The organism is Rheinheimera mesophila (assembly GCF_000986865.1).
GTDB classification, from domain to species: Bacteria; Pseudomonadota; Gammaproteobacteria; order Enterobacterales; family Alteromonadaceae; genus Pararheinheimera; species Pararheinheimera mesophila.
The window spans coordinates 57,089-69,349 of sequence record NZ_LAVS01000026.1 but is presented as its reverse complement, the minus strand read 5'-3'; the positions used below and the strand labels follow the sequence as shown (position 1 = coordinate 69,349).

Sequence of the window (12,261 nt, the reverse complement as noted above, 5' to 3'; positions counted from 1 at the left end):
CATTCCTTTTATTGAGTTGTACCGTGGCGAAGTGATGGACGATGAAGACGAAGTGCATGATTTATTGCATGAAGAAGAACAGGATTTAGAGGAAGCCATCAGCTACACCGAACGCCATCTGAACGAGGAAGTGCATGGCTTGGGTTATGACGATCCGCGCAGTTTATTGGCGCTTATTCGTCAGCTTACGCCACAGGTGGAGCAGGCGATTAAAAATCTGGTGCGCAATGAAAACTCCGGCTGGGAGCATATTATCAATAAATTTGCGACTGAGCTGGTGATGCAAGCCAAAGAGAAAAATCAGTCCACAGACGAGTACGCCGAAGTGGATGATATGTTTAGTTTTCTCGATTAAGGCAAAGGATTTGTTATGCAGTTAGTGGTACGGGATGCCAATCAGGGGCCTTTTTTAACTAAGGTGCTCAATTACGCCAGAGCAGAGCAAAAACTGTCAGAGGCCCAACTGGAGCAGGTGAAAAGTAAAGCCGTGCTGATGAGCCTGAAGTTTGCAGATAAGTTTTACAACAAATACAAAATGCATCTGTTGGAGCAAGCCGCGCATGACATTATTGGTGTGGCAAGTTTGGGTTTGGCAGAACTATCCGAGCAGGATGTAGAAAAAGCTCTGGCTTTGCTGGTCAGCCCTGAGGGCATAGTCAAACCTTTTCAGAAAGGCTGGAGCATGTTGTCGCAGGTCAGCCAACAGACACCAAACCGCAAATCCTTGTATGGTGAGGTGGAAGAGCAGTTACTGCAGGATATTGCCAGTCCCCCTGATGCGGAGGAGTGGCAAGGGCTTGCGGTGTATCAGCAGGCACTGCGTGAATCACGCCGGCGTCAGGCCATCAGTGTGGTGAAACAAACCTATTTTTACCATACCCAACTCGACCCTTTTGAACACTTTAACCTGGAAGATATGCTGGCTGAAGTGGTGTTGTATCGTCTTTGTACCAAGGGCGGCAAAGTCAAACAGGACCTAAAACAACGGTTACGCGATATCGAATTAGCCGAGGAATGGTTTGACGTTACTTTTTTAAAAGCTCATACCGAGCAGGTGCTGAGCTTATTGCCCGCAGGTTTCGCAGATGCTGTGACTGTGGAGCTGGGCGAAAATTTTTATGCTGCTTTAGTGCGTACTTTGCAGTTTGCCAAAGGTTATAAAAAGCTGCTGGACGAAAATGCATCACCGGAGCGGCGTGACGCTTATGAGCATAAGCAGGGGATGTTGAATCCGTTATTAGGCTGGCCTCAATATATCGAAATGTAATCCCCGTCGTACTAGAAGCTGCAGCTTTGTTTGCTGTGGGCTTTCGCCCCAGTCGCATAGGCAACTATGCTCCTGGGGTCTCAATCCCTTGCCGCCTTGCCGCAACATCAATTACTTAGGGGAACCCCGTCGTACTAGAAGCTGCAGCTTTGTTGGCTGCGGGCTTTCGCCCCAGTCGCATAGGCAACTATGCTCCTGGGGTTTCAATCCCTTGCCGCCTTGCCGCAACATCAATTACTTAGGGGAACCCCGTCGTTTTTGAAGCCGCAGTAACGGGCGCGGATAAACCGGCCCCTAAAGTTTGGGGCACTGCTGTTGTACTGCTTTCCACCAGACCACATGGCGTCTTAACTCTGCTTTTAATTCATTATTTGGCACCTCAAAGCGCTGCTGGATGCTTGGTGCCAAAGCTGTGTCCTGATAAAGCTGCTGTAATAGCGGATACAATTGCTGATAAGTACCGTCTGTCTGGGCGAAGTAGACCTGCACTTTGCTAATAAAATACTGCAGCAAAATAGTATTTAAAATTTCTGCTTTGTCCGAGGTTCTCCCGGCTGGGCATTGTGCTTTTAAATCAACCTGTTCTAACTGCTTATTTAAACCTCGCAGCCAGTTATGGCTAAAGCGTAAGCTTTGTTGCAATTGGCTCAGCGTATTGGCCTTGTATAACGCCTCCAAAGCCTGTTCGGGATTTATCTCACTGGCCTGCTGCCAGTTCTGCTCCACAATACTTTTTTGCAGCGCAAGTAAGGAATGTAAGGCTTCTATCGTCTCAGCTACACCCGCAACTGAATTCGGTTCTGACAAGCTACGGTAGGGGTGTAGTTGTTGACGTAAGGTTTCATCTTGCAGCAAAAAATTCTGCCAGTGCTGATAGACTTGACTGCGTTTTTCATTGGAAATGGCGATCAATTTTTGTTGTAAATCTGGAGTTATATCAGGGTGCGTTAAGCAAGGTTGCACCTGATTTAAAAACTGCAGTTCGTACTTTAGGCGCTGGCTTGGTGGCATCACTTTACCCAGACTGCTATTGCGCTCACCCAGCAATACATCCAGACCACAAGCACGGGTTGCCACCAACTCAACCAGAGTAATGCTGGTTTCTGCTATGTCGGCTCTGGTTGCTGTGATGGAAGGAAGAGGTTGTAAATCAAGCGGCTGTGGGTTTTGTAGCTCTAGCGCCAGAGTACGACCAAGCCGCTTTGCATAGTCGTCCATCAGGGATTGAGCTGGATCACTACAGCCGCTTAATACAATAACAGCGGCAATCAAGCTCATTAGCTTAGTGAGATGATGCAGCCTGTTGCTGTTGTAAAATTTTGCCATCTTCCAATCGCCTGATTTGGTTTTTTAAGATCCACGCCAGCATTACAGCGGCGCAGGATAACCCAAGTATGATACCAACCCAAAAACCATGAGCGCCCATTTTGGGCAAAATCCAGTCGGTTAAACCTAATACAGTGCCCAAACCAAAACCGATCGGCCAATAGGCAATAAAGGTGATAAAAAAAATAGGTTTGGTGTGTTTTAAACCCCTCAGCGCGCAGGCGGACACCACCTGTATTGCATCGGAAATCTGGTAAAAACAAGCCAGCACTAAAATAGAGGTCGCTACAGTCAATACGGCAGGATCGGAAGAGTAGAGTGATGCGACGAAAAAACGACCAAAATAAGTCACCAGTGCTATGCCCACCGCCATCATCATCGCCAGTTGCACCGCCGTGGATACAGCTTTTTTCAGCTCCTGCACATCGTTACTGCCGACCAGGTGACCGACCCGTATCGTCGTCGCCATCCCCATACTCATCGGCAACATAAACACCAAAGCGCTGTAATTATTGGCAATTTGATGACCGGCCACCACTATTGGGCCTAAATGCACAATCATCAGCGGGATTGAAGAGAACAGCGTCACTTCAAAAAACAGTGAAAAGGCGATGGGCGTGCCTATGGCGATGATATGCCATAAGTCTTTGCGGTTAGGTTTCAGGCTATCTGGTTTTTTCATATAAGGCGCAGTGCTGCGGCTTTTAAAGGCATAGATAGTAATAGCGATAAACATCGCCAGAAAAACTAACGAGGTGGCGACTCCACAACCAGCACCGCCTAGAGCCGGCATGCCCAACTTGCCATAAATAAATACATAGTTGGCCGGAATATTAACCAGAATACCAACAAAGGCTATCCACATGGTGGCTTTGGTATTGCCTATGCCTTCAAACAGGTTACGGAAAATCATATAACCAGCCGCCGGATACACGCCGTAACTGACATACACCAGATAATCCACGGCTTTGTCGCGCAGGCTTTCTTCCATCGACAAATACTGTAGCGGCAAATGAATAAATTGCATCGCAATGACAATGACTGTAGAGAGCACCATGGCCAGATAAAAACCCTGCAGCGCATTATGTGGTATCGCTTGATGATTTTTCGCGCCATAAAGCTGAGAAATGATCGGAGTCAGCGCCAGCAATAAACCTTGCAGCGTTAAAATAATCGGTAACCAGATGGCGGAGGCCACAGCAATAGCCGCCATATCCAAGGCACTAACCCGGCCGGCCATAATGGTATCAATCACAAACATCATGGTTTGGGTCAACTGAGCCAGCATAATAGGGCCGGATAATTTCAGAATGGTTTTTGCTTCAAAGCGGGAAAAAGGTAACATAACAACTCTTGTCAGACAGGCGAAAAATCGCCGTAAAGATAGCACAGCAGGGGCCTTATGTTTACCGGAATAGTTCAGGCGAAAGTTAAAGTCAGTGAAATCAGCGACCAGCAGCAGTTTAGGCGTTTAACTCTTGAAGTGCCTGTGCAGCTACTACAAAACCTGGAGCGGGGCGCCAGTATCGCCATTAACGGCACTTGTTTAACCGTCACCGAATTTAGTCTGTTGGAGTCTCACAGTTGGGTGAGCTTTGATGTCATAGACGAAACCTTAGCCAAAACTAACTTAGGTGGGTTAACCACAGGCGCTTTGGTGAACTTCGAGCGCTCTTTAACTTTTGGCCGTGAAATAGGCGGGCATTTGGTGTCCGGTCATGTGCATGGCACGGCAGAGATTTTAGCTGTTAGTCAGAGTGGGGCGAACTGGCGGGTCGATATTGAACTTAAGAGAGAGTTTAAACCTTATGTGCTCAGCAAAGGTTTTATCAGTATTGATGGTATCAGCCTGACAGTGGGCGAAGTGACGGCAAACAGCTTTAGCCTGCATTTAATACCAGAAACCCTGGAAGTGACCACCTTGGGTAAGCGTAAAGCAGGCGACAGGGTCAATATCGAACTGGATCAGCAAACCGTTACTATAGTGGATACGGTAGAACGGCTGCTGGCTGCCCGAAATCCTTAATAATACTGTTCGTCTTCGGCGTCTATAAACACCTGTACTTTGTTATGCAGCTCGTCTTTATGAGTTTGCACATGGATAGGGTTGCAGCAATTGCTGCAATCTTCAATATCGTCCTGATCGTCGCCGCTGATATCCAGCGTGATATGAGTAGGGTGACCGCAAAATGGGCAAAGAATAGTTTTATGCAATAAGTCCATAGATCCTCCGTTAGCCAGTGTCTGTTGCAGCACAGTGTGGCGAATGACTTCTGCGATCCCTTGCGTCGTTCAACTCCTCTTTCTTGTTAGTGTAGGCGCAAAAGCCACATCAGGCGAAAAAACAACCCGTTTTCATGTGCTGCTCTGCTTCCTTGTTGCCGATACAGCATGGCTTCGGTTATGATGCGGCCGCTTTTTGTTAAAAAGCAGCGACAACTACGTGTTGTGCTGTTTTGTTCTACCGCTCGTAAGGTTGAACCGCAAAACGCATTCCCTTAATTTACTTGAATCAACATGTGACCCTTGGTATGGGCCACCACTGTGAGGACTTATCATGCCAGTTATTACTCTGCCTGACGGTAGTCAGCGTTCGTACGACAATCCTTTATCTGTATTAGACGTTGCCAAAGACATAGGCCCTGGTCTGGCGAAAGCCACCATAGCCGGCAAAATCAATGGCCAGTTGGTGGATGCCTGTGAGCTCATCACCTCTGATGCCTCTTTAAGCATTGTCACCGCCAAAGATCAGGAAGGCCTGGACATTATCCGTCACTCCTGCGCGCACTTATTAGGCCATGCCATTAAGCAGTTATGGCCAAACACCAAAATGGCGATTGGTCCTGTCATCGACAACGGCTTTTATTACGATGTAGATTTAGACCGTCCAATCAGCAGCGATGATTTAGCGCAACTTGAAGAGCGCATGCTGCAACTGGCCAAAACCGAATATGACGTAGTGAAGAAAAAAGTAAGCTGGCAACAGGCTTATGACACCTTCGCTGCCCGTGGCGAAAGCTACAAAATGGAAATCCTCGACCAGAACGTCGCCAAAGACGATCAGCCGGGTTTATACCACCACGAAGAATACATCGACATGTGCCGTGGTCCACACGTGCCCAACATGCGCTTCTGCCAGCACTTTAAAATCATGAAGGTGGCGGGTGCCTACTGGCGTGGTGATGCGAAAAACAAAATGCTGCAGCGTATTTACGGCACAGCCTGGGCAGATAAAAAGCAATTAGCAGCTTATTTACTGCAACTGGAAGAAGCAGAAAAACGCGATCACCGTAAAATTGGTAAGGCCTTAGGTTTATTCCACTGGCAGGAAGAAGCGCCGGGTATGGTGTTCTGGCACAACGATGGCTGGACTATTTTCCGTGAGCTGGAAGCGTTTGTCCGTGAAAAACTGGCGCAATACGATTATCAGGAAGTAAAAGGTCCATTTATGATGGACAAAGTGCTGTGGGAAAAATCAGGGCACTGGGAAAAGTACTCCGACAATATGTTTGTCACCAGCTCTGAAAACCGTGATTACGCCATCAAGCCAATGAACTGCCCTGGCCATGTGCAGATTTTTAACCAGGGCCTGAAATCATACCGCGATTTACCGCTGCGTATGGCTGAGTTTGGTTGCTGTCACCGCAACGAGCCATCCGGTGGTTTACATGGCCTGATGCGGGTGCGTGGTTTTACTCAGGATGATGCGCATATCTTCTGTACTGAAGATCAGGTGCAGGCTGAAGTATCCAACTGCATCAAAATGGTGTTCGACGTCTACAGCACTTTTGGTTTTAAAGACGTGCAGGTGAAGTTATCTACGCGTCCGGAAAAACGCATTGGTACAGATGAGATGTGGCACCGTGCTGAGCAGGGTTTAGCCGAAGCTTTGGATGCCAACGGTATCGCCTATGACCTGCAACCTGGTGAAGGTGCCTTTTATGGCCCTAAAATTGAATTTACTTTGCATGATTGCTTAGGTCGCGCCTGGCAATGTGGTACAGTGCAGCTTGATTTCGCGTTACCTGGTCGTTTAGGTGCAAGTTTTGTGGCCGAAGGCAACGACAGACAAGTGCCTGTGATGATCCACCGCGCAATTTTAGGTTCGCTGGAGCGTTTTATCGGTATTTTGATTGAAGAATATGCAGGCTTTTTCCCGGCCTGGTTAGCCCCGACTCAGGTTGTGGTGATGAATATTACCGATAATCAGGCCGAATATGTGCAGGATTTAGTAAAAACTTTCAAATCTCATGGTATTAGAGCAACTTCTGACTTGAGAAATGAGAAGATAGGCTTTAAAATCCGCGAGCACACGCTACAGCGTGTTCCTTATTTAGTGGTAGTCGGTGACAAAGAAGTGGAAGCCGGCGATATCGCGTTAAGAACACGGAAGGGCGAAGACCTCGGAAAAATGAGTGTGAACGACTTCATCACGAAGCTTACCACTGAAATTAAACACCGGGTCTGATTATTTTCACTCTTGGAGGAACATACTATTAAAGTAGGAAAGAAAACTTTACCGTCGAACAGACCGAATCGTATTAACGAAGAAATCACCGTCAAAGAGGTGCGTTTATTAGGTCTGGAAGGTGAACAATTAGGTGTGGTGAACACTTCAGAAGCTATTCGTTTAGCTGAAGAAGCAGGCGCTGACTTGGTAGAGATCAGCCCAACTGCGGAGCCCCCTGTTTGTAAGTTGATGGACTATGGTAAGTTCCTGTTTGAGAAAGGCAAAGCTGCTAAAGAGCAGAAGAAAAAGCAAAAACAGATCCAGATCAAGGAAATTAAATTCCGGCCTGGAACTGATGAAGGCGATTACCAGGTAAAACTACGCAACCTGCGTCGCTTCATTGAAGAGGGTGACAAAGCTAAAGTAACACTGCGTTATCGTGGTCGTGAAATGGCGCATCTGGACATCGGCATTGAGATGCTTAACCGGATTAAGGAAGATATGTCAGATATTGCTATCTGCGAATCTTTCCCAAGCCGCGTTGAGGGTCGTCAGATGATCATGATGCTGGCCCCAAATAAGAAGTAATAAGTGCATTCAAGCATAAGATACGCCGCTTGAATAAAGCGGCGTTTTTTATCGCCTTATTATTCGTTGTAATCTAAACAATGCGAGTTATTTAACTATGCCAAAGATGAAAAACAACAAAGGTGCTGCAAAGCGCTTTAAGAAAACCGGCTCAGGCGGTTTTAAACGTAAGCAATCACATCTTCGCCACATTCTGACGAAGAAGTCTTCTAAGCGTAAGCGTCAGTTAGGTCCAAAAACGTTAGTTGCAAAAGTTGACGTTGCTGGTATCGCTCGTTGTCTGCCATACGCATAATTTAGGAGATTTCAAATGCCAAGAGTAAAACGTGGTGTGACAGCGCGCGCTCGTCACAAGAAGGTGTTAAACCAGGCTAAAGGTTACTACGGTGCCCGCAGTCGTGTTTATCGTGTCGCTTTCCAGGCAGTTATCAAAGCTGGCCAATACGCTTACCGCGACCGTCGTCAACGTAAACGTCAATTCCGTCAATTGTGGATCGCGCGTATCAACGCTGCATCTCGTCAGAACGGTTTGTCTTACAGCCGCTTCATCGATGGTCTGAAAAGAGCATCTGTTGAAATCGACCGTAAGATCCTGGCTGATATCGCTGTATACGACAAAGGCGCTTTCGCTGCTTTAGTCGCCAAGGCAAAAGAAGCTTTAGCTGCTTAATTCTTTGAGCAGAGTAAAAAGCCACCTACGGGTGGCTTTTTTATGTCTGCAACAGAGTACACCGAACAACGCGACTCAAACCTGCTCTAGCACAGCGATTCAGATCGCCGTGCGAAGTTTTTGTTTTTCCCGCTGATGAGCATAGGGGTCACAAAAGGACAGTTGACGGGTGAAGTCTGCAATTTGCTGCACTTTTCCACGTTGGGGCCTTAAAGTGGACCAATAACGGGCGCCGCCTTTGGGAGCGTTGCTCCAGCGCGGCTGACTGATCACGCCATCCGTTTTCACCCACTTACTCATGATTTTCACACCGCAGCTCAAATTGACTCTCGGATCATGCAAAGAATGAGGGTGTTTGATGTCACAGCCGTATCTGGGTTGGTTGGCACTTTCATGCGAGATCTGTAATAAACCACGGCTGATCACCCGGCGGCCTTTGCCGTCTTTAAACTTTTCCTGATAAAAAGACTGAGGTTGAAAGTTACTTTCAGGTTTGGCCATCGCCGAGAATAAAGCAACCCAAAACTGGCTGCGTTGCTGACGTGCTAAGCTGGCATAACGTGGACAGAAGTTTTGCACATCAGCAGGAACCAGGCTGACCAGAGGGGACTGTGCTACTGCTTGTTCAGTAATTCTGGTCCAGCTACCATCCCGGTTGTGTTCTGACCAAGCCGCATAATCCATATTTTTGCTGTGGCTAAAACTACCGGCAGTAGCAGTGGCACTTAATAAAGCGATTAAACTAAAACTAAAAAAAGTGGATGGCATCTGGTGTTATGGTTCTTTCCGGTCAGTGGTTTTATATCGGCTTTGTTCAGCCAAACTTCAGCTTCAGACTAGTGTTTTATCCCGTTGGGCTCAAGTTTTTTTCGCTCTGAACACTGCATCTGTATGATTTCTGTGCAGCCTGCAGCGAAGTCTGCTGGCAGCGGCTGAAAAAACCAGTTATGGTACTGCTATTACGGCATTTTTCAGGTGTAACATGCCTCACGATCATTCAACCTCAGAACACAAAACTCATTCGCATGGTGCAAATTGCACACACCAGCAGCAGGACGCGCAGCATCATCGTCATGAAGTGGGGCATCAGCATTCGAATGCCCATGGCCTGTTTGGTCATCACCACCATCATCATGGTACTGAGTCAGGTAATATTGCCACAGCCTTTTGGTTGAACTTCAGTTTTACCATTATCGAATTTATCGGAGGTTGGCTGACCAACAGCGTGGCTATTATGGCGGATGCGATGCACGATTTAGGCGACACACTGGCGATCGCATTTGCCTGGTTCGCAGCTAAAGTGGCAGGCAAAGAAGCGACTCCGCGTTATAGTTACGGTTACCGGCGCTGGTCTTTGCTGAGTGCTCTGATCAATAGTGTGATTTTAGTGCTGGGCTCCTGCTGGATTTTATACGAAGCTATCCCTCGCTTATGGCAGCCGCAATTACCTCATGCCGCAGGTATGATGGCGCTTGCCGTGTTAGGTGTGCTGGTCAATGGTGCAGCCGTGTTTAAACTTCGTCGCGGCAAAACACAAAATGAACAAATTCTGACCTGGCATTTGCTGGAAGATGTTTTAGGCTGGGTCGTTGTACTGGTTGGCTCAGTGCTGATTTATTTTACGGACTGGGCCTGGTTGGATCCGCTGTTAAGTATTGGGTTTACCTGTTTTATCCTGATCAACGTCTGGCGCAATTTACGCCATACGCTGGCGCTGTTTTTACAAGTCAGTCCGGATCCGAAACTGGCTGCTACCATAGAACAGCAATTGCAAGAGCTTAGTTTTGTACAGGATGTGCATCATCTGCATTTGTGGTCGCTGGATGGCGAAAAACATGTATTAACCGCGCATCTGGTGTTAAAAACGGATACGGCCACGGAGCAGTTAAAACTGCATAAAGAGCAAATACGGCAGTTGCTCCAGCCTTATCAACTGGAGCATACCACCATAGAATTTGAGTTTAATCAGGAACTGTGCCGGGATCAGCATTGACGGGTCTCGGAACAATATGGCCTCTACAACTGGCCATCCTGCAGGCTGATTTCATCCAACGACAGTGAAAAACTTGGGATAAAAATTTCCAGAAAGTAATTCACTTCCGCCAAGGCATAATTTTCAAGCACAGCCTCCAGACGTTTTTTCGCCAGCACAAATTCATGATTGCCTGCGGAGAGTTCTTCCAGCGTTTTTACATAAGCACAAAGTGTGTCTGCCGCTTTGACCAGGAGCTTTTCATCCGCTGAATACTGGTCAGACAGCAATAGGGATTGATAAAAAGGTTGTAACTTTTGCGGCAGCATCGACAGGAGTTTCTGCTCTGCAATACGTTCTATCTTTTTGTATTCCTGAGCAATTTGGGCATTAAAGTATTTCACTGGTGTAGGTAAGTCGCCTGTTAATACTTCGCTGGCATCGTGAAACAGCGCCAATGTTGCCACTCGTTCCGGTTGGACTTCACCTGCAAAGATTTCTCTGCGGATCAACGCCAGCATATGAGCCACCACCGCCACCTGATGGCTGTGTTCAGCGACATTTTCGGTATTGACGTTTCGCATCAGCGGCCATCTGTTGATCAACTTCATCCGAAACAGATGAGCAAAAAAATGGCTTGGTTGTTCAGAGCTCGATGTAGTGTGGTGTTCGTTTGCCATTATTGCTGATACCCGGGTAAAAACTGCGCTAAGCGGCCAATCGCCATTTCCAATTGCTCTTTGTGGGGTAAAAATACAATACGGAAGTGATCCGGCTCAGGCCAGTTAAAGGCCCGGCCATGGACCAATAACACTTTATGCTGGCGCAGGAAATCCAGTACAAAAAGCTCATCGTCTTTGATCTTGAATTTTTTGCGGTCCAGTTTAGGGAATAAGTACATGGCGCCTTTCGGACGTACACAGCTAATGCCATCAATGCTGGTGACCAGCTTATGCGCTAAATCCATCTGATCATACAAACGACCGCCTGGCACTATCAGCTCATTAATGCTTTGGTAACCACCCAATGCGGTTTGTACCGCATGCTGACAAGGCACATTAGCGCAGAGGCGCATTGATGCCAGTATGTTTAACCCTTCGATATAGTGCCGGGCTAAATGCTTGGCACCAGACAATAAAATCCAGCCAACCCGGAAACCTGCAATACGATAGTTTTTCGATAAACCACCAAAGGTCAGCACAAATAAGTCGTCTGTGAGCGACGCTGTCGTGACATGCTCTGCGCCGTCATACAAAATTTTGTCGTAAATCTCGTCGCTCAATACCACCAGCTTATGCTCGCGGGCGATGGCCAGCAGGTCCAACAAAAACGCTTTGGAATAAACCGCGCCTGTTGGATTGTTTGGATTAATCAGTACCAAGGCTTTGGTTTTTTTTGTGATTTTAGCGCGAATATCGGCTAAATCAGGGAACCAGTCGGATTGCTCGTCACAGCGGTAATGCACCGCATTGCCACCGGCCAGATTCACTGCAGCAGTCCAGAGCGGATAATCAGGGGAGGGGATCAATACCTCATCGCCGTTATTTAACAGCGCCTGTAACGACATCAGAATCAACTCTGACACACCATTGCCGATGTAGACGTCATCGGCATCAGCGCCCAGAATGCCGCGTTGTTGGTAATATTGAGCAACAGCCACCCGGGCCGGATAAATACCTTGGGAGTCGCTATAGCCCTGAGCTGTCGGCAAATTGTGGATCACGTGTTTTAAAATTTCGTCCGGCGCTTCAAAACCAAAAGGCGCGGGATTACCAATATTGAGCTTTAAAATACGTTGACCTTCTTCTTCCATCCGTTTGGCTTCACGTGCCACCGGACCCCGAATGTCATAACAAACCCCATCTAATTTTGTCGAGCGCTCTATTGGTTTCATACCGCTACCCTTATGTCTCCATCTATTGTTTTTATTGCATATATTTGCTTACACCTTTTTACACGCCTAGACGTCTTTTGCAAGTATGATTGAG

General features: G+C 47.3%; 13 protein-coding genes and 1 pseudogene. 8 read left to right on the top strand and 6 right to left on the bottom strand.

Features of this window, described 5'->3' with window-relative positions:
- Together SD53_RS10525 and atcC are read left to right on the top strand one after the other, a co-directional pair.
- Window positions 1-355 (top strand): annotated as a pseudogene (locus SD53_RS10525) (cold adaptation protein AtcB); the annotation flags it as partial.
- A 15-nt stretch (window positions 356-370) separates the two neighbouring features.
- Window positions 371-1,267, top strand: a complete 897-nt coding sequence (gene atcC, locus SD53_RS10520) for a cold adaptation protein AtcC (protein WP_046520194.1) — start codon at window positions 371-373, stop codon at window positions 1,265-1,267.
- 294 nt (window positions 1,268-1,561) lie between these two features.
- Here atcC and SD53_RS10515 read toward each other — a convergent pair whose 3' ends face one another.
- Both SD53_RS10515 and SD53_RS10510 read right to left on the bottom strand, forming a co-directional pair.
- Window positions 1,562-2,593: a DUF3080 family protein gene (locus SD53_RS10515; protein WP_082101850.1), complete on the bottom strand. Its 1,032-nt coding sequence runs from the start codon at window positions 2,591-2,593 to the stop codon at window positions 1,562-1,564.
- Entirely contained in the window at window positions 2,550-3,938 is a 1,389-nt protein-coding gene (locus tag SD53_RS10510) for an MATE family efflux transporter (RefSeq protein ID WP_046520192.1), read from the bottom strand. The genes SD53_RS10515 and SD53_RS10510 overlap by 44 nt, the downstream gene beginning before the upstream one ends.
- Window positions 3,939-3,995: 57 nt before the next feature.
- On the opposite strand from SD53_RS10510, the gene SD53_RS10505 reads away from it, so the two are divergent.
- Window positions 3,996-4,619, top strand: a complete 624-nt coding sequence (locus tag SD53_RS10505; RefSeq protein WP_046520191.1) for a riboflavin synthase — start codon at window positions 3,996-3,998, stop codon at window positions 4,617-4,619.
- Here the strand turns inward: SD53_RS10505 and SD53_RS10500 are convergent.
- On the bottom strand, window positions 4,616-4,816 hold the full coding sequence (locus tag SD53_RS10500; protein ID WP_046520190.1) for a CPXCG motif-containing cysteine-rich protein: 201 nt from the start codon (window positions 4,814-4,816) through the stop codon (window positions 4,616-4,618). The two genes, SD53_RS10505 and SD53_RS10500, sit on opposite strands and share 4 nt — an antisense overlap.
- 334 nt (window positions 4,817-5,150) lie before the next feature.
- Between SD53_RS10500 and thrS the strand changes: the two genes are divergently transcribed.
- The 4 genes from thrS to rplT all read left to right on the top strand — a co-directional run bounded on the left by thrS (window position 5,151) and on the right by rplT (window position 8,301).
- Window positions 5,151-7,061, top strand: coding sequence for a threonine--tRNA ligase (gene thrS, locus SD53_RS10495; protein WP_046520189.1), 1,911 nt, complete (start codon window positions 5,151-5,153; stop codon window positions 7,059-7,061).
- 12 nt (window positions 7,062-7,073) lie between these two features.
- On the top strand, window positions 7,074-7,631 hold the full coding sequence (gene infC, locus SD53_RS10490) for a translation initiation factor IF-3 (protein WP_082101849.1): 558 nt from the start codon (window positions 7,074-7,076) through the stop codon (window positions 7,629-7,631).
- Window positions 7,632-7,728: 97 nt separating this feature from the next.
- Complete coding sequence (gene rpmI / locus SD53_RS18315; protein ID WP_082101848.1) at window positions 7,729-7,926, top strand: 50S ribosomal protein L35; 198 nt, start codon at window positions 7,729-7,731, stop codon at window positions 7,924-7,926.
- A gap of 15 nt (window positions 7,927-7,941) precedes the next feature.
- Complete coding sequence (rplT, locus tag SD53_RS10485) at window positions 7,942-8,301, top strand: 50S ribosomal protein L20 (RefSeq protein ID WP_046520188.1); 360 nt, start codon at window positions 7,942-7,944, stop codon at window positions 8,299-8,301.
- Window positions 8,302-8,400: 99 nt separating this feature from the next.
- Here the strand turns inward: rplT and SD53_RS10480 are convergent, their stop codons facing one another.
- Window positions 8,401-9,069 carry a transglycosylase SLT domain-containing protein gene (locus SD53_RS10480; protein ID WP_046520187.1) on the bottom strand — a complete coding sequence of 223 codons (669 nt, stop codon included), beginning with the start codon at window positions 9,067-9,069 and terminating at the stop codon, window positions 8,401-8,403.
- 214 nt (window positions 9,070-9,283) lie between these two features.
- Here SD53_RS10480 and SD53_RS10475 point away from each other — a divergent pair, with 214 nt between their 5' ends.
- A complete protein-coding gene (locus tag SD53_RS10475; protein ID WP_082101847.1) occupies window positions 9,284-10,294 on the top strand; it encodes a cation diffusion facilitator family transporter in 1,011 nt (336 codons plus the stop codon).
- A gap of 23 nt (window positions 10,295-10,317) precedes the next feature.
- Here the strand turns inward: SD53_RS10475 and yfbR are convergent, their stop codons facing one another.
- Complete coding sequence (gene yfbR, locus SD53_RS10470; RefSeq protein WP_046520186.1) at window positions 10,318-10,953, bottom strand: 5'-deoxynucleotidase; 636 nt, start codon at window positions 10,951-10,953, stop codon at window positions 10,318-10,320.
- Entirely contained in the window at window positions 10,953-12,167 is a 1,215-nt protein-coding gene (locus SD53_RS10465; protein WP_046520185.1) for a pyridoxal phosphate-dependent aminotransferase, read from the bottom strand. Before SD53_RS10465 ends, yfbR begins: the two co-directional genes overlap by 1 nt.
- Between the last annotated feature and the right edge of the window lie 94 nt (window positions 12,168-12,261).

What these genes read in the sequence shown, in the direction of transcription:
- atcC (WP_046520194.1), top strand. Translation starts at nt 371, where the DNA reads ATGCAGTTAGTGGTACGGGATGCCAATCAGGGGCCTTTTTTAACTAAG.
- SD53_RS10515 (WP_082101850.1), bottom strand. Translation starts at nt 2,593, where the DNA reads ATGGCAAAATTTTACAACAGCAACAGGCTGCATCATCTCACTAAGCTA.
- SD53_RS10510 (WP_046520192.1), bottom strand. Translation starts at nt 3,938, where the DNA reads ATGTTACCTTTTTCCCGCTTTGAAGCAAAAACCATTCTGAAATTATCC.
- SD53_RS10505 (WP_046520191.1), top strand. Translation starts at nt 3,996, where the DNA reads ATGTTTACCGGAATAGTTCAGGCGAAAGTTAAAGTCAGTGAAATCAGC.
- SD53_RS10500 (WP_046520190.1), bottom strand. Translation starts at nt 4,816, where the DNA reads ATGGACTTATTGCATAAAACTATTCTTTGCCCATTTTGCGGTCACCCT.
- thrS (WP_046520189.1), top strand. Translation starts at nt 5,151, where the DNA reads ATGCCAGTTATTACTCTGCCTGACGGTAGTCAGCGTTCGTACGACAAT.
- rpmI (WP_082101848.1), top strand. Translation starts at nt 7,729, where the DNA reads ATGCCAAAGATGAAAAACAACAAAGGTGCTGCAAAGCGCTTTAAGAAA.
- rplT (WP_046520188.1), top strand. Translation starts at nt 7,942, where the DNA reads ATGCCAAGAGTAAAACGTGGTGTGACAGCGCGCGCTCGTCACAAGAAG.
- SD53_RS10480 (WP_046520187.1), bottom strand. Translation starts at nt 9,069, where the DNA reads ATGCCATCCACTTTTTTTAGTTTTAGTTTAATCGCTTTATTAAGTGCC.
- SD53_RS10475 (WP_082101847.1), top strand. Translation starts at nt 9,284, where the DNA reads ATGCCTCACGATCATTCAACCTCAGAACACAAAACTCATTCGCATGGT.
- yfbR (WP_046520186.1), bottom strand. Translation starts at nt 10,953, where the DNA reads ATGGCAAACGAACACCACACTACATCGAGCTCTGAACAACCAAGCCAT.
- SD53_RS10465 (WP_046520185.1), bottom strand. Translation starts at nt 12,167, where the DNA reads ATGAAACCAATAGAGCGCTCGACAAAATTAGATGGGGTTTGTTATGAC.